The sequence below is a fragment of the Streptomyces sp. NPDC054932 genome, assembly GCF_053610205.1.
This window is the reverse complement of sequence record NZ_JBSGXU010000062.1, coordinates 1-25,904: the sequence shown is the minus strand read 5'-3', so window position 1 is coordinate 25,904 and position 25,904 is coordinate 1. Positions and strand designations below refer to the sequence as shown.

General features: G+C 71.5%; 26 protein-coding genes and 2 pseudogenes. 13 read left to right on the top strand and 15 right to left on the bottom strand.

Annotated elements, in window-relative coordinates; genetic code table 11:
- Window positions 1–88 precede the first annotated feature (88 nt).
- Window positions 89–1,021, bottom strand: coding sequence for a DUF1353 domain-containing protein (locus ACWGE1_RS18835; protein ID WP_453421616.1), 933 nt, complete (start codon window positions 1,019–1,021; stop codon window positions 89–91).
- Between the two features lie 293 nt (window positions 1,022–1,314).
- Between ACWGE1_RS18835 and ACWGE1_RS18830 the strand changes: the two genes are divergently transcribed.
- Window positions 1,315–1,941, top strand: coding sequence for an ATP-binding protein (locus ACWGE1_RS18830; protein ID WP_453421615.1), 627 nt, complete (start codon window positions 1,315–1,317; stop codon window positions 1,939–1,941).
- A 115-nt stretch (window positions 1,942–2,056) separates the two neighbouring features.
- Here the strand turns inward: ACWGE1_RS18830 and ACWGE1_RS18825 are convergent, their stop codons facing one another.
- From ACWGE1_RS18825 to ACWGE1_RS18810, 4 genes are all read right to left on the bottom strand, one after another.
- Window positions 2,057–2,653 (bottom strand): hypothetical protein, encoded by a 597-nt coding sequence (locus ACWGE1_RS18825; RefSeq protein WP_453421614.1) that lies wholly within the window; start codon window positions 2,651–2,653, stop codon window positions 2,057–2,059.
- Window positions 2,650–4,458 (bottom strand): alpha/beta hydrolase, encoded by a 1,809-nt coding sequence (locus ACWGE1_RS18820; RefSeq protein ID WP_453421613.1) that lies wholly within the window; start codon window positions 4,456–4,458, stop codon window positions 2,650–2,652. The genes ACWGE1_RS18825 and ACWGE1_RS18820 overlap by 4 nt, the downstream gene beginning before the upstream one ends.
- Window positions 4,455–4,886 (bottom strand): hypothetical protein, encoded by a 432-nt coding sequence (locus tag ACWGE1_RS18815; protein WP_453421612.1) that lies wholly within the window; start codon window positions 4,884–4,886, stop codon window positions 4,455–4,457. Before ACWGE1_RS18815 ends, ACWGE1_RS18820 begins: the two co-directional genes overlap by 4 nt.
- A 160-nt stretch (window positions 4,887–5,046) precedes the next feature.
- A complete protein-coding gene (locus ACWGE1_RS18810; RefSeq protein WP_453421611.1) occupies window positions 5,047–5,985 on the bottom strand; it encodes a LysR family transcriptional regulator in 939 nt (312 codons plus the stop codon).
- Window positions 5,986–6,120: 135 nt separating this feature from the next.
- On the opposite strand from ACWGE1_RS18810, the gene ACWGE1_RS18805 reads away from it, so the two are divergent.
- Both ACWGE1_RS18805 and ACWGE1_RS18800 read left to right on the top strand, forming a co-directional pair.
- On the top strand, window positions 6,121–7,395 hold the full coding sequence (locus ACWGE1_RS18805; protein WP_453421610.1) for an MFS transporter: 1,275 nt from the start codon (window positions 6,121–6,123) through the stop codon (window positions 7,393–7,395).
- A 163-nt stretch (window positions 7,396–7,558) separates the two neighbouring features.
- Complete coding sequence (locus tag ACWGE1_RS18800) at window positions 7,559–8,731, top strand: UDP-N-acetylglucosamine--N-acetylmuramyl-(pentapeptide) pyrophosphoryl-undecaprenol N-acetylglucosamine transferase (protein ID WP_453421609.1); 1,173 nt, start codon at window positions 7,559–7,561, stop codon at window positions 8,729–8,731.
- Window positions 8,732–9,290: 559 nt separating this feature from the next.
- On the opposite strand, the gene ACWGE1_RS18795 is transcribed toward ACWGE1_RS18800, so the two are convergent.
- Window positions 9,291–9,734: a MarR family winged helix-turn-helix transcriptional regulator gene (locus tag ACWGE1_RS18795; protein ID WP_453421608.1), complete on the bottom strand. Its 444-nt coding sequence runs from the start codon at window positions 9,732–9,734 to the stop codon at window positions 9,291–9,293.
- Between the two features lie 114 nt (window positions 9,735–9,848).
- Here ACWGE1_RS18795 and ACWGE1_RS18790 point away from each other — a divergent pair, with 114 nt between their 5' ends.
- Window positions 9,849–10,241: a nuclear transport factor 2 family protein gene (locus ACWGE1_RS18790; protein WP_453421607.1), complete on the top strand. Its 393-nt coding sequence runs from the start codon at window positions 9,849–9,851 to the stop codon at window positions 10,239–10,241.
- Between the two features lie 27 nt (window positions 10,242–10,268).
- Here the strand turns inward: ACWGE1_RS18790 and ACWGE1_RS18785 are convergent, their stop codons facing one another.
- The gene (locus ACWGE1_RS18785; RefSeq protein ID WP_453421606.1) at window positions 10,269–10,655 is read right to left on the bottom strand and encodes a VOC family protein; all 387 of its coding nucleotides are present in this window, start codon (window positions 10,653–10,655) and stop codon (window positions 10,269–10,271) included.
- 15 nt (window positions 10,656–10,670) lie between these two features.
- Window positions 10,671–11,867, bottom strand: coding sequence for an FUSC family protein (locus ACWGE1_RS18780; RefSeq protein WP_453421605.1), 1,197 nt, complete (start codon window positions 11,865–11,867; stop codon window positions 10,671–10,673).
- Window positions 11,868–12,029: 162 nt separating this feature from the next.
- Between ACWGE1_RS18780 and ACWGE1_RS18775 the strand changes: the two genes are divergently transcribed.
- Window positions 12,030–12,215 (top strand): hypothetical protein, encoded by a 186-nt coding sequence (locus tag ACWGE1_RS18775; RefSeq protein WP_453421604.1) that lies wholly within the window; start codon window positions 12,030–12,032, stop codon window positions 12,213–12,215.
- A 55-nt stretch (window positions 12,216–12,270) separates the two neighbouring features.
- Here ACWGE1_RS18775 and ACWGE1_RS18770 read toward each other — a convergent pair whose 3' ends face one another.
- Window positions 12,271–12,672: a hypothetical protein gene (locus ACWGE1_RS18770; RefSeq protein WP_453421603.1), complete on the bottom strand. Its 402-nt coding sequence runs from the start codon at window positions 12,670–12,672 to the stop codon at window positions 12,271–12,273.
- A gap of 199 nt (window positions 12,673–12,871) precedes the next feature.
- Between ACWGE1_RS18770 and ACWGE1_RS18765 the strand changes: the two genes are divergently transcribed.
- Window positions 12,872–13,756, top strand: coding sequence for an oxygenase MpaB family protein (locus ACWGE1_RS18765; protein WP_453421602.1), 885 nt, complete (start codon window positions 12,872–12,874; stop codon window positions 13,754–13,756).
- Window positions 13,757–13,767: 11 nt separating this feature from the next.
- Here the strand turns inward: ACWGE1_RS18765 and ACWGE1_RS18760 are convergent, their stop codons facing one another.
- Window positions 13,768–14,076, bottom strand: coding sequence for a hypothetical protein (locus ACWGE1_RS18760; RefSeq protein ID WP_453421601.1), 309 nt, complete (start codon window positions 14,074–14,076; stop codon window positions 13,768–13,770).
- 19 nt (window positions 14,077–14,095) lie between these two features.
- On the bottom strand, window positions 14,096–14,938 hold the full coding sequence (locus ACWGE1_RS18755; protein WP_453421600.1) for a class I SAM-dependent methyltransferase: 843 nt from the start codon (window positions 14,936–14,938) through the stop codon (window positions 14,096–14,098).
- 195 nt (window positions 14,939–15,133) lie between these two features.
- On the opposite strand from ACWGE1_RS18755, the gene ACWGE1_RS18750 reads away from it, so the two are divergent.
- The 5 genes from ACWGE1_RS18750 (at window position 15,134) to ACWGE1_RS18730 (ending at window position 19,448) form a co-directional block, all read left to right on the top strand.
- The gene (locus ACWGE1_RS18750) at window positions 15,134–15,871 is read left to right on the top strand and encodes an ArsR/SmtB family transcription factor (protein ID WP_453421599.1); all 738 of its coding nucleotides are present in this window, start codon (window positions 15,134–15,136) and stop codon (window positions 15,869–15,871) included.
- A 54-nt stretch (window positions 15,872–15,925) separates the two neighbouring features.
- A complete protein-coding gene (locus tag ACWGE1_RS18745) occupies window positions 15,926–16,867 on the top strand; it encodes a DMT family transporter (RefSeq protein ID WP_453421598.1) in 942 nt (313 codons plus the stop codon).
- A gap of 104 nt (window positions 16,868–16,971) precedes the next feature.
- On the top strand, window positions 16,972–17,901 hold the full coding sequence (locus ACWGE1_RS18740; RefSeq protein WP_453421597.1) for a 2-dehydropantoate 2-reductase: 930 nt from the start codon (window positions 16,972–16,974) through the stop codon (window positions 17,899–17,901).
- A 498-nt stretch (window positions 17,902–18,399) separates the two neighbouring features.
- On the top strand, window positions 18,400–18,651 hold the full coding sequence (locus ACWGE1_RS18735; protein WP_453421596.1) for a hypothetical protein: 252 nt from the start codon (window positions 18,400–18,402) through the stop codon (window positions 18,649–18,651).
- Between the two features lie 398 nt (window positions 18,652–19,049).
- Window positions 19,050–19,448, top strand: a complete 399-nt coding sequence (locus tag ACWGE1_RS18730; protein ID WP_453421595.1) for a hypothetical protein — start codon at window positions 19,050–19,052, stop codon at window positions 19,446–19,448.
- 162 nt (window positions 19,449–19,610) lie between these two features.
- On the opposite strand, the gene ACWGE1_RS18725 is transcribed toward ACWGE1_RS18730, so the two are convergent.
- Window positions 19,611–20,171: a TetR/AcrR family transcriptional regulator gene (locus ACWGE1_RS18725; RefSeq protein WP_453421594.1), complete on the bottom strand. Its 561-nt coding sequence runs from the start codon at window positions 20,169–20,171 to the stop codon at window positions 19,611–19,613.
- 71 nt (window positions 20,172–20,242) lie between these two features.
- Here ACWGE1_RS18725 and ACWGE1_RS18720 point away from each other — a divergent pair, with 71 nt between their 5' ends.
- On the top strand, window positions 20,243–21,457 hold the full coding sequence (locus ACWGE1_RS18720; protein WP_453421593.1) for an FAD-dependent monooxygenase: 1,215 nt from the start codon (window positions 20,243–20,245) through the stop codon (window positions 21,455–21,457).
- A 523-nt stretch (window positions 21,458–21,980) separates the two neighbouring features.
- On the opposite strand, the pseudogene ACWGE1_RS18715 reads toward ACWGE1_RS18720, so the two are convergent.
- Window positions 21,981–22,101: pseudogene (locus ACWGE1_RS18715) on the bottom strand (IS630 family transposase); the annotation flags it as partial.
- Window positions 22,102–22,407: 306 nt separating this feature from the next.
- Here ACWGE1_RS18715 and ACWGE1_RS18710 point away from each other — a divergent pair.
- On the top strand, window positions 22,408–22,788 hold the full coding sequence (locus ACWGE1_RS18710) for a hypothetical protein (RefSeq protein WP_453421592.1): 381 nt from the start codon (window positions 22,408–22,410) through the stop codon (window positions 22,786–22,788).
- Window positions 22,789–22,810: 22 nt separating this feature from the next.
- Here the strand turns inward: ACWGE1_RS18710 and ACWGE1_RS18705 are convergent, their stop codons facing one another.
- Window positions 22,811–23,623, bottom strand: coding sequence for a helix-turn-helix domain-containing protein (locus ACWGE1_RS18705; protein ID WP_453421591.1), 813 nt, complete (start codon window positions 23,621–23,623; stop codon window positions 22,811–22,813).
- 372 nt (window positions 23,624–23,995) lie between these two features.
- A pseudogene (locus tag ACWGE1_RS18700) lies at window positions 23,996–25,090 on the bottom strand (carboxylate-amine ligase).
- Window positions 25,091–25,904 lie beyond the last annotated feature (814 nt).

The window sequence follows — 25,904 nt, the reverse complement described above, 5'->3', positions numbered from 1 at the left end:
AGGCCGTCCGCACTGGAGCCGGCCCATCGATGCACGGGGCAGACCTCACCTTTACCCAGGGCACCGACGCCTTGATGGTGGCCTGGCCTCATCGTTGGAAGAGCGCCGCGCCGGAGAATACGCAGAGCACCGCCAGCGCCCCTGTCACCAGGACGCCCGCCAGCGCGAGTGCCATCCTCGGGGCCTTCGCCGCAAATTCCAGGAACTGGTAGATGACGGTGGGGACGAGCAGCGCGACCGTGGCGGGGAGCAGCACGGCCAGGCTCACCCCCACGACCGCTCCGGCGATCCGGAAGCGTCCCCAGAACACGAGCGCGAGCACGAGCGGGATCACGACCGCGCCCGACAGCCCGCCGACGATCTCGACGAACCACGGCCGGTCGCCCATCCACGGCAGCGTCGCGCCACCGGTGATCCCGTCGAAGAGGTCGAAGAACGCGTAGACGCCGAGCGCGAAGATCAGCAAGAGGGTTCCGGCCGCAGTCACTCGGTAGTACCACTTGCGCCCTGTCGACCAGCCCGTTCCCCTGCCGTCGAGCATCGTCGCCGTCGCCACGGCCGACCAGATCAGCCACCGCCGGATCAGCGCGGTGCCGGCGTCCGCCATCGCGTCGCGCAATACTCGGTCGGCCTCCACACGCCGCACGACGTGGCCTCTGGTGGAGGTGTACGTCTGATCGCCCGGTGGGTGGATCAGACCGTCGTGCAGCAACGTGGCAGGAAGATGTTCCCCGGTCTTCGGCACGAGCCAGGTGAAGAGCGCGGGCACGGAGGTCAGATCGCTGCGGAAGGTGCGGGTCCTCCGGGGCACCAGCAGCTCGCCGAGCTGCCGGTCGTCGTAGGCGATGCGGCGCCGCATCTCGAATTGTTCGCTGCCGCCATCGGTGTGCCGGACCAGCTCGATCCGGGCATTGGAGCCCGGCTCGGGCGAGACTTCCGCTTGCCCTTCGTCGGCGTCGACGCCACCGTCGTAGAAGCGCAACGTCTGTGGGGTGATCGACTGCTCGGCTTCGCGCTTCATCGCGCGACCTCGTGGGCGCTGTTGTCGTCGTTGCTCCGGTTGGGCCCGGGCAGGCGACCGGACCCGAGGACGCCTTCAGTTGCGGACACGCGCACCTCCCTCACCACATGGGCTCACACCCCTTTCCCTTCCTGAGATCGGCCGCCGCCATCCGCCGTCCCGACGATCTGTCACTCATGCGGCTCACCGCCGTCCTCCGAACGAGGTGCTCTCACCAATGTCTGCGCTCGGGCCGGGGGATGGCATGGCGGCCCTCAGGAATGTCGGCAACGGGCGGGCGCGATACTTGCCCGATGGACGTATCGAGGGCTTCCTGGGCCAACACCACGCATGACTGGTCCGGGATGGTTGATCAGGATCATCTGGCACACATCCGGCGGAGTCCCGCGGAGTTCGCTCCGGACGGACCTTGGCACCTCGTCCTTGAGGTACTTGCCTATGCGGCCGACGAAGCGTCAAGCACGGGCGGGGGACACTGCGTCGTCGTTCTCCATCCCGACGGTTCCCTGTCGGTACGGGATGACGGACGGGGCACGGACACCCGCGTCGACGAGCACGGCCGGAGCGTGAAGAAGCCGGTCATGGCGACGAAGGATCTCCGGTTCTTCGATTTCCCTCGGGTCGAGGTGCTGCCCGACGGGCATCCTCGGCGCGGCATGTCCGTGGTGGCGGCGCTCAGCGAGTGGCTCGCCCATACCAACCGGCGCTTCAACGGGGCCTGGACCCAGCGCTACGAACACGGCGTCCCCGTCACCGATCTTGAGCCCGTCGAGGTCGACGGCACGACCGGAACGCTGGTCCGTTTCAGGCCGGACGGGTCATTGGGATCGGTGACCGTGCTGGCGGCCGACGACCTCTCGCGCCTGGCCACGGCCTGGCCGCACCTGCGGGTTCAGGTCGAGGACCGGCGCAGCGGCTGACGGGTTCAGCGGCGGCGACGGCCCGTCGCGATGATCTGCTCGCTGCGACGACCGTCGTCCGCACTCGAAGTGCCCGCCTGCTGTCCGTCCTGAGACGTGAACGGAGCGCCTGCGGTCAGGACGAGGGGGCAGGGCCCGGGGCCGGGGTTTCGGCGGACCAGAAGTCGGAGTGCACGTTGGGGGTGGGGATGGCGGCTCCGCCTTCGTACGTGGGGCCGGTCGCCACCTTCGTGGGCGCCGCCACCTTCGACTCGCCGACACAGGGGCTGGTGACCTCGAAGAAGGCCTGCCCCTTGTATCCGAAGAGGACACTGATGCCGAAGCCGTCCGGGGACGTGGCAATGATCTCAGGCATCTCCTTGTCCGGATTCACCGTGTTGATCCGGTAGCCGTTCGCCTTCCAGAAATTCTCCACCACACCGAGGAAGTTGCCGCGGCGCTGAGGGGAGACGACCGTCATCACGGTCCAGTAGCGCGTCACGTCGCAGCTGCCGGTCGTCGTCGTGTGGTGGACCCATTCGATCTCCGGCTTGATCGCCCCGACCGTCCCGTAGAACATCGCGTCGGCGCGCTCCGCCGCTCCCTGCATGTCCATGCCTGCCACTGCCCCTCGTCCGTCCTTCGTGCCGCCCGACAGCCCGCACCCGGCGAGCAGCGCGCCGGCCACGGCCACCGCACAGGTCAGACGAATGGTCCGGGTGATGCGCTTCATCGGTATTCTTCCCTCACGATTTTCTCAGGGTGTCCGGCGACGATCCGGGCGATGTTGTTCGCCGACGTCATGTCCTTGTCCGGCGTGAAGTACTGGGAGTGGGCGTCGAACAGTCCGACATCGCGGATCATCCTGGGCCCGTCGTCGACCAGGAAGCGCTGTGCTCCGAAGGCCTCGCTCGCCGGGTCCTTGCCGAAGTACAAGTCGTCGTTGTCGATGTCGAAGAGGTCGCGTCCGACCCGAACCCCCACCGGGCCTCCCAGTATCCAGCCGAGCGCCGCCTCGTCCTTCGTGGGCAGATGGGTGACCGGGTCGTTGTCGGCGGCGCCGACGAACACATGCTCCTTGCCCACGCCGAGCTCCGTCGCCTTCTGCGCGTCCACGCCGGGGCTGCCGACCAGGATCACATCGTCGACTCCCGGGATCCCGCCGGACTGCTGGGCGGCCGTGCCCACGGTGAGCGAGCCGTAGGAGTGCCCGATCGCCGTCACGTGCGGGTCCGCGTTCTCGTTCGTTGCCGAGAGACCTGCCATGAACTGGTTGTAGGCCGGGGCTCCCCGCTGTGCATCGCCCTTCGACATCACGTCCACGTTCTGCGGGGCGTCGTAGCCGAGCCAGATGATCGAGGCGCTGGACGGGTCAAGGCGCTGGGCGCCCAAGGCCGTGTCCTGGGCCCGCTTCATCGTGTCCTTGACGAACTCGTCGTCGAGCTTGGTGGCGAGACCGGGGACGTACGCCGAGACGTTCTTGGAGGTGTCGGGGTTGCCGTACGAGACGATGGCGCGTCCGTTGCCCTCGTCTCCGATGCCCAGGAGGAACATGGGCGGGACGCTCGGCTCCTTCAGTTTGTCCTGGATCATGCGGAGGGCGTTGAGTTTGGTCTCCGCGTCGTCGCCGCCCCGGCGCGTCAGGTCGTCGATGAGGACCGGCAGGTGGTTGCGGTTCGCCTCGTCGCGGGAGACCGCCGGGATGCCGTCCAGGCCGCCGATCAGGTCGGGGGCGATCTCGAGGTACTCCTGGCGCTGTTCGTCGGTCAGGCCGTCCCACCACTTCTTGCGGTCGGCGGGGCTCTTGTCCTCCGGGACGCCTTCGCCGAGGTACTTGCCTGCGGTGGAGCGGACGTCGGAGGTGTCCTGGAAGACGTCCTTCAGCGTGGCCTCGGTGACGTCGAGGCCCTTCTCCGCCTTCAGACCACTGAGGGTCTTCGCGTACCGGGCGTCTATCTCCCGCGCGGACCGTACGGCCCGGGCGACGCGGTCGGCCACGTCCTGGGCCTTCGCCGCGTTCGGGTTCAGCGGCTTGAATCCCGAATAGCCGGGGTACAGCGGCGACTGGCCCTGCGAGCCGAGGCCGGGCGGTTCCAGCGGGAGGCGGGAGCTGCCCTGGACCTTGCTGCCCGGGGCCTCCTTCTTCGCCCCGGTCAGGTCCTGGACCTCGGTGGCCGGGTAGCTGACGGAACCGTCCTCGTGGACGGTGAAGTTCAGGGCGGCGGCGTCGGCGAGGGCCTGCTTCAACTGGTTCTGAGGCTCGGCGAGATCGCCGGCGAGGCCGTTGAGTGCCGTGCGGACGAGCCCGCACTCGGTGTGCAGGTACTGGAAGTTGCGGCTGAGGCGCTGGAGCCGGCCGAGGGCCGCCTCCGCCGACTCGCTCTTCTGGGTCTCGCGGAGCTTCGCGGACATCGCGCGGTCGACAAGTACGCGGTCGGAGTCCGAGCGGCCCGCGACCTCGTGCCACTTGTCGCCCGCCTCCGTGAACTCGGAGGTCTTGAGATCGCGCAGCTGCTGCCAGGTGAGGGTTCCGGTCATCGCTTCTCGTCCGCCTTGGCGGCGCCGTCGACGCCCTTGAAGGATGCGCCGGTGGCGTTGTCGGTCTCGCCCATCTCCTTGGCGACCGTCAGCAGGCTTCCCTTGAGGTGTTCGCACTCGTCCCGCACTGCCTGGAGGCGTTCCTCCCAGGACGTCAGCACGCTCTTGAGGGCGGCGACGGAGCTGAGGCCGGCGGCTCCCGCCTCGATGCCCTCGTGGCCGGGGCCCAGCGCCGACCGGCTCGTCTCCGTATTGGTGCGCAGGTCGCCGGCGGTGCCGGAGGCGCTGGTCCAGGGGCCGTTGCTGTGCTGGAGGTTTCCGGTCCCGCCCCCGCCGCCGCCGGGGTCGGGTGCCGCCGAAGCGAGCCTCATCGCAGGCCCGCCGTCGATCGGTCCGAACAGCTCCTGCCAGCGCTCCGAATAGACCACTGCTCCCCCGTCTGCATGTGCGTTCCGCTTCCGCGCCCCGAGAGACTAACGCAGGTCACGCACGTGTGTGCGACCGGGAACCGGTTCGGCCCCGGGGCGGCCGGTGGACTCTTTACGGCAGACCGGCGCTGAATCGCCCGAGCAGTTCGGAGCGGACGGTTCAGCGCGGAGTCACCCAGCCCGGTGTCCAGGTCCCGGTGGCGTCGTGGCCGCCGGGCGCTGCGGCGGCGAGGTGGGCGCGGAGAGTGGTCAGCGCCGGGTGGGGGTTGTCGCGGTGCCACAGGAGCGAGTGCGGGTAGACGGGCGTCGGATCGGCCACCGGGATGCGGCGCAGGCCGTGGCCGGCGGGCCACACGAGGCGGGTCTGCGCGCCCATGAAGGTGGCCAGGGCCGGGGTGTCGGCGATGGTGTCGAGGAGTGCGTCGGAGCCGAAGTTGGGGCCGGTCGCCTCGATGGTGAGGCCGAACTCGGCGACGAGGTCGTCGTAGTAGGCGGCCCACTCGGTACCGGGGACGACGCCGGGCATCCAGATGCGGTGCCCGGCGAGCCGGGCGAGGGACACCGACCGGGCGCCCGCCAGCGCGTGGCCGGGGCCGGTGAGGAGCTGGAGCGGCTCGTCGAGCACCCGGACGGACTCGATGTCCTCGGGAAGGGGCCGGCCGGGCACGGCGACGGCGCGGAAGGATGCGTCGATCGCACCGGACCGGAGGGCGGCGACGGCTGTCTCGATGTCGAACAGCATCAGCACGTCGAGCTCGATCTCGGGGTGCGTGCGATGGAACTCGCGCATCAGGCCCGACGGCGCGACGCGCGAGGCGATCACGTCGACGCGCAGCGGCCGGCGACCGGGGCGCACGGACGCGACCGCGCGCTCGGCAACGCGCAGCAGCTCGCGCGCGTGGGGCAGGAACGCCTGCCCGTCGATGGTGAGCCCGGCGCCGCGCGCGGTACGCGTGAACAGCCGTACGCCGAGCTTGCGCTCCAGCGCGGCGATGCGCTTGGAGACGGCCTGCTGGGTGACCGCCAGCTCGGCGGCGGCCTCCTGGAACTGCCCCGCGTCGGCGGCGGCGACGAAGGTCCGAACGGTATCGAGGTCCATGCCGAGAGCCTACGAGCACAACCATTGGTTGTGGCTGGGTGGCCCTGCGGTTGTTTGATCCCCGGGTGTGCTGCTCGCTTTGATGCTTCCGGTCGCGGATCGGTTGTACAGGTGAGTGGCGAGGGGGCAGCGGGCATGAGGAGCGGACACCGGCTGGGGCGGCGGTTCGGATGGCTCTGGGGAGCGTACGGAACCAGCGCGCTCGGCACGTGGCTCGCCTTCGGCGCGTTCCCGCTGATCGCCGTACAGGTGCTGCAGGCGGGACCTGGCGAGGTCGCCGCGCTGTCCACGGTGGGGGCCGCGGTGGGCGCGGTCGTGGCGGTGCCGCTCGGTCCGTGGGCGGAGTTCCGACGCAAGCGGCCGGTGCTGATCACGATGGACCTGGTGCGGTTCGCGGCGCTGCTGACGGTCCCCACCGCGTTCGCGCTCGGCGTGCTCACCTTCCTGCAGCTCCTGCTGGTCTCGGTCGTCGTTGCGGCGGCCGACATCACCTTCCGCGCCGCCTCCGGTGCCTACCTCAAGACGCTGTTGCCGGCCGAGGACCTGCTCGTCGCGAACGCCCGGTTCGAGTCGACGGCCTGGACGACCACGATCATCGGACCGCCTCTGGGCGGCGCGGCGATCGCCCTCCTGGGTCCGGTGGTGACGGTGGTGGCCGATGCGGTCAGCCATCTGCTCTCGGCTCTGGGCATCCGTGCGATGGGCAGGGACGAGCCGCGGCCCGGGCGCCGAGAGGCCGCGCGGCTGCGGGCCGGCGACCTGCTCGACGGTTGGCGGTACATCCTCGCGGACGCGACGCTGCGTCCGCTGTTCCTCAATACCGCCCTGTTCAACGGCCTGGTGATGGCCACCCAGCCGATGCTGGCCTTCCTGATGCTGGGCCCGCTCGGGTTCGCACCGTGGCAGTACGGCCTCGCCTTCGCCGCGCCCTCGATCGGCGGACTGCTCGGTTCGCGGCTGGCCCGACCGCTCGTCACGCGCTTCGGTCAGCACCGGGTCCTGGCCGTGGCCGGGACGCTGCGCGCGGTGTGGCCCGTCGGCCTGGTCTTCCTGGGGCCGGGGACCGCAGGGTTGTTCCTGGTGGTGGGCGTCGAGCTCGGGCTCATCCTCTGCTGCGGGGTCTTCAATCCCGTCTGCGCCACCTACCGCCTCGAACGCACCACGACCGACCGGGTCGCCCGAACGCTGTCCGCCTGGGCGGTGACGGCCAAGGCCTCGACCGCACTCCTGACGGCCGTCTGGGGCGTACTGGGCAGCCTGCTCGGCCCGCGAACGGCCATCGGTCTGGCCGGCCTGCTCCTGCTGGCGTCCCCACTGCTCCTCCCCCGCCGCGCGCCGACTCCTCCTCCCGAGCCGGAGCCGGAGCCCGGGTCCGGGTCCGGGTCCGGGCCGACTCCGAGCCACACCTGACGGGCCGCGCTGACGGACGCCCGCCACGACCGGCTCCTCGACCGGCGCCGCGGTCGAGAATCTCCGCCCGCCGGGCCCGGGCCGACACCGCCGGGCCCTGTTCACGGCCGGTCCGGGGCACTCCCCCGCCGCCTTCGCGCGGCCCGGACAGTAGGGTGCCCGGATGGACACTTCCTCGCTCCCTGGTTCCTTCCGGCTGCTCGTGACGGGCGGAGGAACCGGTGGTCACACTTACCCGGCCCTGACGGCGATCCGTACCCTGCAGGGCAGGCTCGCGGCGACCGGCGGCAGGCTGGACGTCCTGTGGATCGGTACGGCGGACGGGCTGGAGGCGCGTGTCGCCCCGGCGGAGGGCATCGCGTTCCGGACGGTGACGACGGGGAAGATCCGCCGCTCGTCGAATCCCCTCAAGATGCTGTCGGCCGCGAACGTGAAGGACATGGCGCGGGTGCCGCTCGGGGTGGCGCAGGCACGGGCGATCGTCTCCGAGTTCGAGCCGGATGTCGTGCTGGCGACGGGCGGGTACGTCGCGGTGCCGGCCGGGCTGGCCGCGCGGCTGTGCCGGCGTCCGCTGGTCCTGCACGAACAGACGGTCCGGCTGGGTCTGGCCAACCGGAAGCTGGCGGGTTCGGCGACGCGGATCGCCGTGTCCTCCGAGTCGTCGCTGGCGCTGCTGCCGGCCGACGTACGCGACCGGGCGGTCGTCACGGGGAACCCGGTGCGGCCGGAGGTGCTGACCGGCCACCCGGACAAGGCCGTTGAGGCCCTGGCCCTGCACGGCTTCGACCGGAGGCTGCCGACGGTCTACGTCACCGGCGGGGCGCAGGGTGCGCAGCAGATCAACGGTGTCGTCCGGGATCTGCTGCCCTGGCTGCTGAGCCACGCGAACGTGGTCCACCAGTGCGGTCCGGCCAATGTCGAGGAGCTGAAGCGCCACGCCATGGGCCTGGACCCGGCCCTCGCCCGCCGCTACCACCTCACCGGGTTCGTCGGTCCGGAGCTGCCGGACGTCCTCGCGCTGGCCGATGTCGTCGTGTCCCGGAGCGGGGCGGGCACGCTGGCCGAGCTGACGGCGCTGGGCAAGCCGGCCGTGTTCGTACCGCTGGCCAGTTCGGCGGGGAACGAGCAGGCGCACAACGCCCAGCACCTGGCCGACGCGGGAGCGGCGGTCGCGCTGCTCGGCGAGGTCACGGCGCAGACCCTCGGGGACGCCCTCGGCCCGCTGCTGACCGACCCCGTGCGGCGGTCGGCGATGGCGGAGCGGGCAAGGGCGTACGGAAGGCCGGACGCCGCGGACCGGCTCGTGGATGTCCTCCTGTCCGCGGCGCACGGCTGACCGGCCCGGCGAGCGGACAGGGCACGCTTCGGCAGGCTTCGCCCAAGCGTGGTCCGGGTGGAGACCGATACCGGTGACGGGCTTCAGGGCCCTGGAGGGTCGGCGGCCCTCCCTCCACCGGCGCCGGATCGGCGGCCGACGGCGAGCGTCCCGGGACGGGCCCCCGCGGCGGGGTCCCGGATCTCGAGCCCGGACTCCGCGGCGAAGAGGCCCCCTCGGGTCCGCCGAGGTCGAAGACGCGTGCTCCGGTGACCAGTTCCTCCTCGCCGAGCCGGACGGCAGGAGGTTCCGGTAGTACGCACCGCTCGGCAGGGTCGCCCCCACGTACGGGGCCCGGCAGGCGGTTCCTCCGCCCGGAGCGCCTCGACGAGGCGGTCGATGGGGACGCTGCGCGCCCTGGCCGCGGGGAGGATTCCCGGCACGGTCCGCTGCTGTCGCCGTCCGACCGGCACCGGCTTGCCGCCGACCCGGGTGTCCGGCGGCCCGAGGACTCCCACACCCATCATGGTCGGCCACACGCATCAATGGCCGGGGGTCCCGGCCCGTCCCGCAACGGGCCTCAGGCGAAGGGGCCTTCGGTCGTGAACCGGCGGAGCTGGCGGGCGAATGCCTCGGCCTCGCCCGGGGGCCACGAGGACAGGCTCGTCGTGATGTGGGCGGCCAGGCGTGCCCGCAGCTCCGCCACGACGCGCCTGCCCTCCTCGGTGAGGACGAGGAGGTGTGCGCGCCGGTCGCCGGGGTCCGGCTCGCGGCGGACGAGGCCGGCGGCCTCCAGGCGGGAGGCTCGACGGGTGACGCCCGAGCGGTCGACCCCTGCGTCGTGCGCCAGGTCGGCCGCACTGCGGGGGCCGCTCCGGGCCAGGGCGCTGAGTACGGGATAGGTCAGTTCGTCCACGGCTTCGCCCATGCCGTCCGTGAGGCGCTGGTGCAGGTGCGTGCGGGTCGTGCGCTTGAGCAGGATGCCCAGCGCGTCTGCGATCTCGTGCCCGATCTCGTTGTCCACACGAAAAGAATAGCGTGCGCAGCGCACGCATCGCTGTTACCGTGAGGGAAGTGCGTGCGCGACGCACGCATCACTCCCGCGTCGCGTCCCTTTCCCGAAAGGCAGTCCAGTCCCATGACTCTCACCGACATCACGGCCGCCCTCACCGACCTGGTCTTCAACCGCGACATCACCGTGGAGGAGGCCGCCGACCGCCACTTCGCCCCGGACTACCGCCAGCGCACGGACGGGCAGTGGGCCGACCGGGCGGAGTTCATCGAACACATCACCCACCTGCGCACCGTCGTCGCCGACGGTCGCATCGAGGTCCACGACGAGGTGTGCGAGGGCAGTGCGTACGCGGACCGGCACACCGTCCACATCACGAAGACGGACGGCTCGACGGTCCACATGGAGGTCTACCTGTTCGGCGAGTTCGCGCCCGACGGCCGGTTCCGCCGGATCGAGGAGACCACCCTGCTGCTCGAGGGCTCCGAATCCGACCGCGACCTCGGCAGCGCCCGCTAGAGGGCGTCCGGGCGGACCGGGCCCTGGTCAGGGACGAAAGCGCAGCGGGTGGTCCGCCGGCACCTCCACCACCGCGATCCGCACGCCGTCGGGGTCGGCGATCCACATCTCGATCAGGCCCCAGGGTTCGCGTTGCGGAGGCCGCAGCACCTCCGCGCCGCGGCCGCGCAGTTCCTCGTACGCCGCCTGTACGTCCCCGACCTGGAGCCACAGCCGCAGCCCCGGCACGGGCGGTTCCGCCGCGCGACCCGACACCTCGAGGAAGCCACCGCCGAGGAAGTAGACCGTGCCGCGCTCGGGGCCGGTGCCGAACTCGCGGTGGACGGCGAGACCCAGGGTGTCTCCGTAGAAGGCGCGCGAGCGTTCCGGGTCCGTGGGGCGCAGCAGGATCCTGCTGCCCAGTACATGCACCATGTCCCCCACCTTCGCTCACGCGCCCTGCCTCCGGCGCCATTTCTGCGGCATCCAGCGCCTGTGCCGGGTACGGGTGTGCTGGTCGAGTTCTTCGAGCAGGCGCTGGGAGCGTTTGTCGACGCCCAGCTCGTCGAGGACCCGGTCGATCTCGCTGAGCAGCGCGCCGCGCAGCTGCCAGTGCGCCGGATCCTCGCGGGCGGAGGCCAGCAGCAGGACGGCGAGCCGGTCGCGGTGCGCCCTGGCGACGGCGAGCTCCCCCGTCAGGCGGGCCTCCGCCTCTTCCGCGTTGGCGCTGACCTGCGCGGTGATCAGCTGGGCGAAGCTCTCCACCGCGACGGCCGTGTGGCGCAGCACCTGCTGGAGCGCGGCCGCGGTCCCGGGATCGAAGAGCGGACCGTCGGGGCGCGCCCTGGCCAGGTCGGTCAGGGTCCGGCAGGCCACGCGGAGCACCACCGCGCAGATCTCCAGGGTGTCCAGTCCGGTGCGCAGCACCAGCCGGAAGAGCAGCCCCTCCTTCACCCGCGGATTGAGCCTGAGGCTGTCCTCGGCCTGCCGGAGGGCGGCGTCGACCTGGGCGATGTCGTTGTCGAGGCGGCGTGCCTCGTGCAGGCGGGCGGCGGCCTGTTCGACCCTGGTCGGTCCTGAGGGGTCCTCACCGAGGTGGTCGAGCAGTCGGCTCATGCGCCGGGCGAGGTCGGTGATCGCGGCGCCCGCGGGGCCGACCCAGAGGGGTGGTGCCAGGAGCAGGTTGACCAGCAGACCGACCACCGCGCCGATGATCGTTTCCAGGACGCGGTCCCAGGCGGTGTCCGTGACCTGGGTGACTCCGAGGACGAGCATGGCACTGATCGCGACTTCGGGGACGAACTCGTCGACGCGCACCAGGTGCCCGACGACCAGGGAGGCCAGGATCAGCAGTCCGAGGCTCCACCAGGTCAGACCCACCAGCGCGCTGAAGCCGATCGCGATCAGTACGCCGACGACCACCGAGTTCACCCGGCGGATGCTGGTGGTCAGCGTGGAGTACAGGGTGACCTGGACGACGAGCAGCGCGGTCAGCGGGGCGGTCAGCGGAATAGGCTCACTGCTCAGGCGGAGGGCGACGACGTAGCTGATCACGGCCGCTGCGGTGGAACGCAGAGCCTGGACGGCGACCGGCTCGCGGCGGCTGCGTGCGACACGGGTGGCGAGGCTGCTGATCGTTTCCGGCATGCGGGGCGCCTTCCCGTTGCTGGGCCGGATGACTCATCGCGTGGCCGCCGGGGTCCGATCGCTTCAGGATGGGTCTGCGAGGAGGGTGACCGGGCCGTTCGCGGGTAAGCGGAGGGTGTCCGGATTCCCTGTCCATGAGAGATCTGCGAGGGAGCGGCAGCCATGAGCGGTATGGAGAGCAAGCGTCAGAAGCCGGGTAAGGGCCGTGAGGAGCAGGCGCAGGAACACCCCGGCCCGGACCCGGTGCACCCGGAGGCCAGCAAGCGGGTCAGCGGCAAGAGCCCGGAGGAACTGAGGCAGCTGCAGGAGCGGAAGATGACCCGTACGGGCGACGACGACGCGGAGTAACGACTCCTGCCGTACGGCGCCGGTGCAGGGCGGGGCAGGGAGCTGCGGCGAGGTCCTACGGGCCCTCGTCGTAGGTCCCTGCCTCGATTTCCAGGGCGAGCTCCTGCAGGACCTCGATCGAGGAGACGTCCGTCCGCCCGCTGTCGTGCACCATCGCGAGGCTGGTGAAGGCCAGGCTGAAGCCGGAGACCATCGTGTGCAGGGCCGGTCCGAGCGCCTCCGCCACCAGGGACGCCACCTCCTGCGGGGACGCGTCGGCCGGCACCCTGATCGACGGCAGCATTTCGTTCAGGAGCAGTGTGGCCACACCGGCCGCCGGCTCCGGGCCGTCGCCGTCCTCCCCTGCCGCGCCGTTCACCCCCGCCTCGCCGTACTGCCCCGCCTCGGCGGCCCGGCGGATGTCCTGGGCGTCGGTGAGGATGCCGATGACTCGCTTGAGTACCTCTGCGCGTTCCATCTTCGGAGCGTAGCCGCGCGCCCCGGACCGCCGCCGGGGTATGGCGGGGAGAGTCCGGATCGGGCCGAAGACGCAGGCCGGACGCGTGGCCCGGCGCCTGCGGTGCGGCGCGGCCGCCGTCCTCGGTTTTCCCCCCGGCGCAGGCGCCGTGGTGGTCGTACGGCGGTACGTCGAACCAACCGCAGCACATACTGGGCGCATGGACAGGGCGACGACGGCGGTCCAGCGGATCAGGCGGCAGGCCGGTGATGCGGTGTTCCTGCGCGTCGCCGGGCCGGACGGGCCGCGGAACAGGGCGCGGATCCACACGACGCCCGGACCTCGGTGGTTCGCTCCGGAGCGGCCGGTGCGGCGGGTGCACGGGGACGCGTCGATGTTCGTCGGCGGGCTGGCAGCCCTGCTGCTCCAGTCCCTGCACCCCCTCGCGATGGCCGCCGTGGCCGCGCACTCGGGGTACCGGGGCGACCCGTGGGGGCGGCTGAACCGGACCAGTACCTTCCTGGCGGTGACCACCTTCGGCACCAGCGCCGACGCCGAGACAGCCGTGGCCCGCGTACGGGAGGTGCACGCACGCGTCCGGGGCCGGACCGCCGACGGCGTGCCGTACCGGGCCGATGACCCGGAGCTGCTGACCTGGGTGCACATCGCCGAGGTGGACTGCTTCCTGCGGGCCCACCAACGGTACGGCAGGCGCCCGTTGGACCCCGCGGGCTGCGATGCGTACCTCGTCGACACGGCGCGCGTCGCCCGCGCCCTGGGTGCGGACCGGCCGCCGGAGAACGTGCACGAGCTGGCTCTGCGGATGGCGCGCTACCGCCCCGGTCTGCGGCCGACGGCCGCCTCCCGGGACACCGCGCGGTTCCTGCTGACGGACCCCCCGCTGCCGGGTGCCGCCCGGTTGCCGTACGCGCTGCTGGCGGCGGCAGCGGTGGATCTGCTGCCGCCGTGGGCGAGGGCGGCCGTGGCCGACGAGGTGCCCGCGGCCGCCCGGATACCGTCCTTCGCGGCGCGCGCCGGTGGCCACGCCGTGACCCGGGCGATCCGCTGGACGCTGCCGCCGGCTCCCCCGCTGCCGCCCGGCTGAGGGCGTACCTCTCAGTACTCCTCGTCGGGGTAACCCCAGCGGATCTCCGGTGCGGCTCCCGCCGCCACCGCGGCGACCGTGGACCCGAAGACCCGCTCGAAGTGCGGCTGCCACAGGTAGAAGCGGGAGATGCCGAGCGGGAAGTCGGAGTCGCCGGAGACGAAGTGCGAGCCGTCGTCGTCCACGGCCACGCCGATGGTGACCTGGTTGGCGATGTCCTCCTCGTGCATCAGCTCCTGCAGGGCGCGGACGATCTCCCAGGCCTGCGGCTCGTCGGCGACCCCGGTGACGGTAAAAGCAAGATCGATGTTCACTGACATGCCGGAAGAATAGGCGGGGTCACTGACAGGGGCGGGCGGCGGTCACGAGGTAGTAGTCCAGGATCTGCTGCTCCCAGGCGGCCAGGAAGTTCCGCGGCCAGGTGCCCGGCGCCAGGAGGCGGGCGAGCCAGCGGTCCAGGCCCGGCCAGACCTGCGGGCCGATCGAGGACACCCGGACGTCGGCGAAACCGGCTTCGGCGAGGGCATCGGCGAGCCGGGACACGGGCCGGGCGATGTCCAGGCCGCCGGCGAAGGACTCGAGCAGCGCCGCGAGTCGTTCCGCGGGCTCGGGCGCCCCCTCCACGCTGAAGAAGCTGGTGACCGCGACCCGCCCGCCGGGGCGCAGGACCCTTGCGGTCTCCCGGGCGAACGCGGACAGGTCCGGGAAGTGCTGGGCGGCCTCGACGCTGTAGAGGCAGTCGAACTCCGCGTCGCCGAACGGCAGGTTCTCCGCGGCCCCGAGCACGAAGCGCAGCCGGTCCGGCCGTGATTCGAGGAGCGGGGAGTGGGCTGCACGGGCCCGCTGGAGCTGCTGGGGATGGATGTCCACGCCGGTGACGGCGGCGGGAGCGTACTCCTCAAGTGCGAGCGCACACCCGCGGCCGAGACCGCAGCCGATCTCCACGACCCGGCCGCCCCCGGGGGCCGCCGCGTCGAGGACGTGCCGGTAGAGGTCCTGCGCGCTGCGGATCCTGTCGTCCTGCGACAGCGGCCGTTCGAGATCGACTGCCTTCCAGTAGCCGAAGTTGATGAACCCTCCGGCGAATACCGGAACGGCGCTGAGGTCGGCCGGCCCGTATGTCTCCCACACCTCTGGCCGTACGACCGGAGCCTGCTGCTCCGTAGGGTCATCCGACGACAACGCCCCACCGCCTCCCCTTGACGGGGCGTTTCGCCCCGGGGCACCCAGTGTGGCCGGGGACGCCCCGGTCGCGACAGAGGGCCTCCACGGCCCTGCCCTGCCCTGCCCCGCCCTGTCGGCGGTGGTGGTGGATGCGCGCCCGCAGTCCCTACGGATTATTCGCTGTTTACCGAAATCATGGGGCATCCTGGACGTATGAACGAGATGCATCCCGGGTCGGCGTCCGTGGGCGGACCGGCCCCCGCGGCCCTCCTGGCCGCCTTCGCCGCCGCCCTGGCCGACGAAACGCGGGCCGCGATCTGCATGACGCTGCTCGAGGGGCGCGCCTGGACCGCGGGCGAACTGGCCAGGATCACCTCGGTGGCACCCTCCACCATCAGCGGCCACCTGACCCGGCTGCTCGACGCGGGGATCTGCGTGACCGAGCGTCAGGGCCGCCACAGCTACGTGCGCATCGCCGACGGGGCGACCGCGCGCCTGGTCGACGAGCTCGCCTCGCACGCGATTCCGGACCGGGACGCGGCGCACGCCGTGCCGGTGGTCGCCGCACCGGACCCGCTGGCCCGCGCCCGGACCTGCTACGACCACTTCGCCGGACGGCTCGGCATGGCCGTGACCGACGCGATGGCGCGGCGCGGGCTGCTGCGCACGGAGGACGTGTTCGAACTGACGGAGGCCGGCCGGCTCTGGTGCGCCGAGACGGGCATCAGCCTCGCCGGCGAAGGGCGCAGGCGGCTGGCGAGTTCCTGCCTGGACTGGACCGAGCGGCGCCGCCACCTGGGCGGCCTCGCCGGGGCGCGCCTGTGCGCGCGGGCGTCGGAGGAGAAATGGGTGGTGCGCCCGGCGGGCGGCGGGCGGGCCCTCGAGGTGACCGATGCCGGGGAGCGGGCCTTCGGCGAGCTGTTGGGGATCACGCTGGAGGCGTGGAGCTGACCCAGGCCATTAATTCGGTCGACACCGAAATGTTGCGGTCGTAGGGTGGGGGTCATGACGTTCCGCTCGAGTCCGATCCCGCCCGGCGTCCTCACGGTCGGCGCCGTCACCTTCACGGTGTTCGCCTGGGCCTCCGCCTTCGTTTCCATCCGCAGCGCCGGGGCCGCGTACTCGCCCGGCGCCCTGGCCCTCGGACGGCTGCTGGCCGCTTCGCTCGTCCTGGTCGTCCTGGTCCTGGTACGCCGCCAGGGGCTGCCGCCCCGCGAGGCCTGGCGCGGGATCGTGGTGTCCGGTGTGGTGTGGTTCTGCGGCTACACGATCGCGCTCAACTGGGGCGAGCGCCTGGTCGACGCGGGTACGGCATCGCTGCTCGTGAACACCGGGCCGATCCTCATGGCGCTCCTCGCGGCCCGCCTCCTCGGCGAGGCCCTGCCCCCGCGGCTGCTCGTGGGCATGGCCGTCTCCTTCGCCGGAGCGGTGGTCGTGGGCCTGTCCATGTCGTCCGGGGAGGGTGGATCCACCTCGGTGCTCGGGGTCGTCCTGTGCCTGCTCGCGGCAGTGGCCTACGCGACGGGCGTCATCGCCCAGAAGCCCGCGCTCTCCCACGCCACACCACTGCAGGTCACCACCTACGCCTGCCTGATCGGAGCCGTGGCCTGCCTGCCCTTCACGGGCAGGCTGCTCGCGGAGATTCCCGAGGCGCCGGTGTCCGCGACCCTCAACATGGTCTACCTGGGCGTGGTCCCGACCGCCCTTGCCTTCACCACCTGGACCTACGCCCTGGCACGCATGCCCGCCGGCAAGCTGGGCGCGACCACGTACGCCGTCCCGGCCATCGTCGTGTTGCTGAGCTGGGCCCTGCTGGGCGAGGTGCCCGCCTGGCTGACCCTTCTGGGCGGCGTGCTCTGCCTGGCCGGGGTGGCGGTCTCCCGGTACGCCCCGCGCTCCCGGCGGACCGCCGTCGCGGACAGCCCCCTCGGTGCGGGCCGGACCTGACCGACCGCGCCCCTCTCCCCCGCGACGGCCTCGCTCCCCTGCTCGCTGCTCCCCGCTCCCGCATCACCTCTGCCTCCGGCCCCTCCCCTCGAAAGGCACCCCTCATGAGGATCCTCACGGTCGGCGCCGGCGCCGTCGGCGGCTTCTTCGGCGCCCGGCTCGCGACAGCGGGCCAGGACGTCACCTTCCTGGTCCGGCCCGCCCGCGCGAAGGCCCTCGCGGCCCGCGGCCTGCGCGTGGCCGGGCAGGGGGAGGAACTCCACCTCACACCGGATCTGGTGACGGCCGACTCCGTGGGCGGACCGTACGACCTGGTCCTGCTCTCCGTGAAGGCGACCGCCCTGCACGCCGCCCTGGCGGACATCGAACCGGCCGTCGGCCCCGGGACCGCCGTCGTCCCCCTTCTCAACGGGGTCGCCCACCTCGACCCGCTCGTCGCGCGCCTGGGGGAAGGAGCGGTCCTGGGCGGGGTCGCGAAGGTGGTCACCACGCTGAGCGAGGACGGCGACATCCTCCGCATGGCTCCGCCCGCGGTCATCCTGACGGGCGAGCTCGACGCCCGGCCGTCGGCCCGGGTGGACTCGATCCGTACTGTCCTGGCCGGCGCCGGCATCGACTCGCCCGCGACCGAGGACATCCTCGCGGCCATGTGGCACAAGTGGGTCTTCATCTCCACCCTGGTCTCCCTGACCTGCCTGATGCGCGGCACGGTCGGGGAGGTGAACGCCGTTCCGGGCGGGTCCGCCCTGGGGGCGGCCCTGATCTCCGAAGCCGCGACGGTGGCGCAGGCCGCGGGCCACCCGCTGACCGCGGCCGAGCTCGCCTTCACCACCTCGACCCTCACGACTCCCGGCTCCCCGCTCACCCCGTCCCTGTACCGCGACCTCGTCGCCGGAGCGCCGACGGAGGCCGACCACGTCCTGACCGACCTCACCGTCCGCGCCCGCACGCTGGGGGTGCCCACTCCCCTGCTGGACCTCGCCGCCCTGCAGCTGCGCGTCCACGAACACCGCCTCGCCGCGGGACGCCCCTGAGGTGTCCTACCTTCCAGTCGCCACAGGAAGCGCCGTCCGCAGAGGCGGCCTGGACGAGGCGCTGGGCGGCGGCCCTGAGGTGTGCCAGGACCGCGTCGTCCGCGTCCAGGGTGTACACGGCCGGGAGTACGGCCAGGGTTTGGGCGCCGCAGGCAAGGGAGTCGTCCGAGGCGTCGACCCGGCAGGTGGTGGCGTCGACGGGGCGTACGCGGGTGCCGAGGCCGCGGGTCCGGGTGCGGATCTGTTCCGCGGTGGCCCGGAGGGTGGCGACGGCGCGGTAGCGGGTGGGGGCTGAGGCGAGGCGGGCGGCCACGAAGTCCGCGGGGGCGCTGTCGCCCGGGAGGGGGGCGGGGTGGCACGCGGCGGCCCGTCGGCGTGGGGTCTGTGGTGCGGTCCAGGCGGCAAAAGTGACACGTATCGCGCTTCGTACAAGACGTACGGCCGATGACCGGCGTGGAACACTCATCGAATAGATCGAACGGGTGTTTCGCTTGAGGCGTGAGACCACCGTTCCGCTTCCCCGAGGACCTGATCGCGTTCCAAAGCGCGTGGCAGCAGACCTACGCCGAACATGCCCCTGCCGGGGCCGGTACGACCGCGCTGCGGCGCCGGCCGATCATCCTCTCCGGGACCCTGTGCACCCACCCCCACCGGGCGGCCCCCGCCGCCTGGCGGGCCGGCGGCGTCGAGCTGCGGCGCGCCGCCCGCACCCACGCCTCCGCACCGGCAGAAAGGCAGGCAGCAGCATGAACGAGCAGACCACCACGCCGCGCCCGCAGTTCGCCACCTGGGCACCCAGCCAGACCGGCGGCGGCCAACGGTGCCCACTGCACGAACCGCGGCAGCGAACACGCTGACTCCAGCACGTCACCTCGCCAGGCAGGGACACGGTCATGGCCCTGGCCGAGGACGGAGCAGCCCCCGCCACCGGTTCGCAGACGGCCGTCCCCACACCGCCCCCTACGGACCCAGCGCCTCCCGCTCCGAGCCCGACCTTGACCGCCGGCCCAACTGCGACTCCCGGCCCGAGCGGAAGCACCACACCATCGGCCGGCACCGACCTCACGCCCCCGGACGGACACGGCCCGGCGCGCAAGGCGACATGGGGTCTGGCGCCCGCCCCGTGCACGCAGCACGAGCAGCAGCTGGTGGACCTCGACACCGGCGATAGCCGCGTCGAGCGGGAAGACAACGGGGCAGTGGCGAACCCTGGCGGCGCCGAACTGCTGTACTGGCCGGACACCTGCACGGGGATCGGGGACTACGTGCTGCGGGCTCTACCGAATACCCGGGTGGGTCTCCTGCGGGCAGGTGCTCCCCGCTCCGCCGAGGCCTGCAAGGCGGCTGCGGGCACCGGCTTCGCCGCGCTGCCCCTGTTCGAACGGCGGGACACCAAGGAGCGAGGCTTCACCGTCGGTGCCGCCGTGTGCGCGGTGACCACCGACGGCGCGGTCGCCATGGCGCTGATCGACCACATGAGCGGAGGAGCAACGACGGACGTGTCGGTCAGCGGCAATTTGTACGTGTGGCCGCAGGCCTCGAACTAGGACGACTCGCCGGCCGGGTTCCCCTTTGACGGGCCCGGCGCTGAACGGCCTGGCAGGACATGTGGCCGGGCTCGGAACGCAGGTAGAGGTACTGGAGCCGGCTGATGGCGAACCGCTCTCGGGATGCCATCGTGGTGGCTCTCGTCGACGTCGAGCGGGAACCTAACGCAGGGCGGCGGCGACCAGTCCTTCGAGGGCCTCGCGCGGTACGTCGCCGCCGCCGCTCACCAGCCGGTCGAAGACCAGTCCGTCGATGCAGGTCAGCAGGATGTGAGTGCGGCTCTCGACGTCCGTTACTCCGTGCGTGGCGAGGAACAGCCGGACGGCCTCGCGGCCGGCGTTCTTGCGGGGCAGGAGGATCTCGCGTAGCTCCGGGTCGCGCACGCTCTCGACAGCGCAGGCGTAGCGGGCGAGGGAGCGGCGGCGGCCCTCGCCGGTGAGTCGCTGCAGGGTGAGCAGTGCCATGCCGTTCACCAGGTCCTCGACGGTGCGCAGGGGCGGTAGTTCCTCGGGCATCGTTTGCAGTTCCGCTTGGTCGAGTTGGACCAGGCGTGTGACCAGTGCGGTGAGCAGTGCGGCTCGGGTGCGGTAGTAGGCCGAGGTGGTGCCGGGCGGCATGGCGGCTTTGCGGTCGACTGCGCGGTGGGTCAGGCCGCGGATTCCCTCGTCGGCGAGTACGTCGATAGCCGAGTCCGCGAGGAGGGTGCGCCGATCTGAAGCCATACCCCTTTCTACACCTGTAGAGCTTCAGATAGGATCTTCTTCTACATCTGTAGAAGAATCGGGGCTTCGGCATGGGCAGCACGGCAGTGGTGGTCGGCGGGGGCATCGGCGGGCTTGCCGCCGCGATCGGCCTGCGCCGCATCGGGTGGGACGTGACAGTGGTCGAGCGCGCATCCGGGCTCGAGGACGCGGGGGCGGGCATCTCACTGGCCGCCAACGGCCTGCGAGCACTGGACGAACTCGGCGTCGGGGAGGCGGTGCGAAATGCATCGCGAGCCCAGTACAGCGGCGGAACTCGCACGCCCCGGGGTGGTTGGCTGGCCCGGATGGACGGCATGGTGTTGGAGAAGGCGGTGGGCACGCCGATCACGGGCATCCCTCGCTCCACCCTGCACCGACTGCTTCGCGACTCCCTGCCCGCCGAATCACTGCTGATCGGCTCCGAGGCGACCTCGGTCGAGCAGGTCGGCACCGGAACGGTTCAAGTCGGCTGCGGCGGCACGGTCCTGGACGCGGATCTGGTGGTGGCGGCCGACGGTATCGGCAGCAAGGTCCGCCGCAGTCTCTTCCCGGACCATCCCGGCCCGAGCTACAGCGGCTCGACGGTGCTGCGCGCCATCACCGAGCACGCGGTCGACCTGCGCACCGACTTCGAGCTGACCTGGGGCCGAGGCGCGGAGTTCGGGCACATCGCCTTCCTGGACGGGCGGGCCGAGTGGCACGCCGTCCTCAGCCTCCCTGCCGAAACGCGATTCGCCGACCCACTGGCCGAACTGCGCCGTCGGTTCGACACCTGGCACGACCCCATCCCCGCCCTGCTCGACGCGACCCGGCCCGAAGCCGTTCTGCACCACGATGTCAACGAACTCCGCACACCGCTCCCCTCGTACAGGGTCGGACGGATCGCGCTGCTCGGCGACGCGGCACACGCGATGACCCCCCACCTCGGACAGGGCGCCTGCCAGGCGCTGGAGGACGCGGTCACCCTGGCCGCTGCCCTCAGTACCGGACCCACCGTCGAGGCAGCGCTCGCCCGCTACGACGCCGAGCGCCGGCCGCGCAGCCAAGCCGTCGCGCGGGCTGCTCGACAAGCCGGGCGCATGGGCCAGCAGCTCTCCCATCCACTGGCTGTCACCCTGCGGAACACGGCGATGCGGCTGACACCGTCCCGCGCCTCGACACGCATGATCCTTCGACACCACACCTGGGTTCCGCAGCACCTGAACCGGTCCGGTTCGCGCCCTGCCGACTCACCGACAGACACCTGCCGGGACAAGTCGAGCTGAGGGGCTCCCGGCGGCGGTCACGGTGGGCAGGTGGGCAGGGTCTTCCGCCCCCACCCCCCGGTGAGACCAAGGCGGCGTGCGTCGGCGTGCCCTCAGGGTTGGCGTGCCTGGGTCCGGGCAGCCGCCGAGTTCAGGGAGAAGCGATCACCATGGCCCGTACGGCTCTCATCGTGATCGTTCGTCGAGTCCGTGCGCACCTGTCTTCCTGGCATACGCGCGCTCCTGCACCGGGCGCGGACCGACGGGTCATCCGTGATCTCCGTGAACAGCAACTTCGGCCAGCGGCGCTCCCACCACGGCAAGATCGTCCAGGCGGCCCTCGCCGGCAAACACTCGGACCTGCTGGATTTCATCACTCGGCGTTCTGCGAAACGCCTTGACCTACCTGCTGGGCCGCGGCGACGCCGAGCAAGTCGTCCTGTGCGGCCAGGTGGCCGAGCAGTGCGTGCTCTACTCGGCCTCGACGCCTACATCTTGCCGACGCGGTCGCTTACATCGACCCCAAGCTCGCCGGGGCGGCCCTGCGCATGATGGAACGCAACAAGTCGGTCTTCTCACCCGCCGCGAACCTCTCGCCGGGCCTGAAGCCGGATCCCCTCACGAAACGCCCGCCGCTCAGCAGTCAGGCCCCACCCTCCGGACACCTCACCTCACCGGCATACCGCAGGGATCATCAACCGTCACTACCCGACGACAACCCGAAAGCGTCAGTAAGCGCTCCCGCTTCGGACGCTGACGCGCCTGAACCGCGTCCTCGACGGCCTGGCGGTGCAGGCCCAGCTCGGCCACTGCACGAGCTCGCCTCGGCCGGGTCGACCAGACACACCCGGCCGAACGCGCCGGTACCCAGCCAATCGCATGTGTTGCCTGCTTCGTTATTCGGATCGTCGTGTGCGGATCTCTTCGCGCAGCGGCTTTCGGCGGCGTCGCCGGGTCGCTGAAGTAGGCGTATGCCACCCACACCGACCACACGTGCCGCCGAGCCCCCCGAGGACGGAACCACCAACGACTGCGAGCAGGTGCGGTACGTCCTGACCCGAGCCGGGTTCGACACGACGTCGGAGTGGGGCGACGGTCTGCGCGTGTGGACGGCCCCGGAGGGGGTCATGGTGGGCTGGGTCGCCCGTGAGGTGCTGCGGCCGACCGTTCAGGTCCATGGCCACGAGGAGGACCTCTCCCGCTTCACCTCTCTGGCCGGCCTTCACAAGGCGCTCCAGACTGCCCTCGCGGTGATTCTGCGCGAGGCGGGCTTCGCTGTCGCCACCCGTGGGAACCATCTGCGGGTCGTCCGGCCCGGGACGGCGCCGGCGGGCGGCGGGGCGGACACATAGGGCTGCCGACCGGGGGTCCTGCTCAGGGCTCGGCCAGCGTGCTCCGGGGATGGCCCCCGTATGCGGCACGGTAGACGGCGGAGAAGCGTCCCTGGTGGTGGAAGCCCCACCGACCGGCGATCGCCGTGACTGTGTCGCGCGAGGGATCCGCTGCGACCAGGTCGGCGTGGGCCAGACCGAGCCGTACGCGGCGCAGGTAGGCCGTCGGAGTCGTCCCGAGATGGCGGCGGAAGGCGTACTGGAGGGCCCTTGGGGTGACACCGGCGGCTGTCGCCATCTCGGCGAGGCCGATTTCGGCATCCGGCTCCGCCTCGATGAAGGCGATCGCCCGGCGGACGGTCTCCGGCGTCGCGTCCCGGGTGTCCGCGAGTACGGGCTCGGGGCGCGCGTTACTGGGAAAGGCGACGAGGACGGCCGCGGCGAGCATCCTGGCGGCGGCATCCATCACCAGGGGTTCGCTCGCCACGGGCAGGGCCAGGACGCTCTCCTCGACGTAGGCGACGGTCCTCTTCCAATGGGCGGCCAAGGCCTCGGAGACCGGAGTGAAGCGGGTTAAGCGCAGCGGGCGGGCGGTCCCTCCGGGCACACGGCCCGCGAGCTGTTCCAGCAGGGCGAGCGGTACCGTGACGGCGCGCAGCTCGGCCCCGTGCACGCGTCCCGCGTAGGGGAGGTGTGGCTGCGAGATCGCCAGGACGTCGCCTGGCCCGGCTTCGGTGACGTCGTCCGCGCACTCCCGGGCCATGCGGCCGCCGACCACGTGCGTGATGGCCACCGCCCCCAGGGGACCGGTGGCGTAGGCGTAGTCCGTCGGCAAGGACAGGGTGCTGAGCGACACGGGACCGGCGGCTGTGCGGGTATACCGGAAAGAGCTGTGCGGGGCAGGATTCTTCATGCGCAGGCTCGTTCCGTACGCCGCTTTCAGCCAGTCACGGGCGACGTCCACCTCGGTGGTCCGGAAGCTCGCCCCGCCGGCTGGATCCGGATGCGGCTGATGGCGCATGGCGATGGGCGTCCTCTTCTGCGGCAAGCGCGGCACGACGAGCGGCGCGGTCCCCAGCGTACGTTGGAAGGAGATACAGGGGGTGCGTACGGCGACAAATGCATAAACATTCCGCGAGGGCGATCAGCGGCGTTCCCATACGGTGACATCGTGACATCGCAGAGAACGTGGTGCGGTGTACCCGGGGAATGACGCAATGCCTCGGCTTCAGTCACAGGTGGTCGCCTCGGTGATCAGTCCGATCAGCCCGGGAAATCCGCCTTCGGTCAAGGCGCGGCGCTGGCGGTCGGCGGGTGTGCCTTCCTGCAGGAGGCGGTGGACGAGGGCGCTGACCTCACGCAGATCACCGGCGCCCTCCAGGGCCGGCGTGATGTAGTGCAGGAGGGAGCACAGCACGTCGCCGCTGCTGTGCGGGCGGCCGCGTGGATCCACCAGGGTGCTGTTCAGACCGTGCCGGGCCGCATACCAGGTGCCGGCCTGCAGCAGCTCCGGCCGGCTCACGCCCGGTGGCGTGCCCGCTTGTTCCTCCGTGATCGCCGTGGCAACCAGTGCACGGACAAGTCCGGCAAACATGACGGCTTCATCGGGGCGGAGTTGAACGTCCAGACACCGCACCTCGATGGTGGGGTAGCGGTCGGACAGCCGCGCCTGCCACTACACCTGCCCCCTGTCAGCGATCGCTCCGGACGCCACCATGCCTTCCAGGCGCCGCTCATAATCGGAGAAGCCATCGAAAAGGGGCGGCGGACCGGTCACCGGCCAGCGACCGAAGACGATGGTGCGCCAGCTGGCGAACCCTGTGTCCCGCCCGTCCCACAGGGGCGAGTTGGCAGACATGGCCAGCAGCGTCGGCAGCCAGCCCCGGATCCGGTTCATCACCGCGACGCCCATCTCCGGATCGGGAATCGCCACGTGGACGTGCGTCCCACAGATCAGCTGCTCGTCAACCAGTTGCCGGGCCTCCCCTTCCATCTTCAAGTAGCGCTGCGTCGGAGTCACTGGCACGGGCAGAGGCCCTCGCAGCGGCGCCGCACCCGTGGCGGCGATCCGGCAGCCGCTCGCCTCTGCCGCCGAGGCGACCGCATGGCGCAGCCGCAGCAGATGCCCCCCCACCTCGTTCAGCGTCCTGCACACGGGAGTGGCCACCTCGATCTGGGCCTGCAGCAGCTCGTGCTGGACCTCAGCATCCTCAGCGAGGGGTCCGAGCCCGGCCGTACGGCGGACGTCCTCGACCAAGGGCGCCGACAGCCCGGTCGCTGGATCCACCAGCAAGTACTCCTCTTCGACGCCGACCGTGATCACCTGTTGCGGCTTCCCAGATGCACCATGGACGGCGTCGGGTGCGGGGCCTGGAGCCGTGCGAACATCTCCTCGGCCTCTCGGTGATCGGCCATCAGTACCTCGAGCACGTTCCCGCCATGTCCCATCACTCATCCGCATCGCACTGGCTCCTGTCAGGACCGAGTTCATCCCGCCGGTCAGCAGTCATCCCCCGCAGGCAGGGCGCGACAGCCCCACTCGTCACGCCCTCACCCGATCGAAGACTTTGCCGGTCCGTATGGCTCCGGCCCGTGACCGCAAGCCGAGCAGGGAATTCCTTGGCAGGGTCCCGGGCACGGGCCGGAGCTCACACGTACGCCTTGTCGGGCTGCACCACTGCGCGGCGATTCTGGAGCGGCACTTCCCACGGGAGCTCCCCGGTCCGACGACTTCACCGAATGGCCACGGCCGATCCTGGCTCCGGGCCGAGGGCCACACTCCCGACACGAGCCCCACCGCAGCCCCCTGGGACGCCGGCCGTCTCGGTGGGGAGCAGGTCCGGTGGGCCGTCGACCTGCGACCCGCGCGCACCGTCAGGCGAAGTCTCTGGACGGCACGCCGAATTTGGGCATTTCTTCTCATAACACCTGACCGCATGTTAGGGATGTAAGGGAAAAGATCCACCAATCAGGAGGTATGTAACGATGCGTACGACTCTTCTTCGTGTGGCGACCACGCTGGGCATCGCGGCAGTGCTGGCCGGCGGGGGGGGGGCGGGGGGGGGGGCGCGCCGGGCGGGGGGGGGCGCGGCCGCGCGCCCCCCCCGCCGGCCCGCCCCCGGGGGCGACAACCCGCC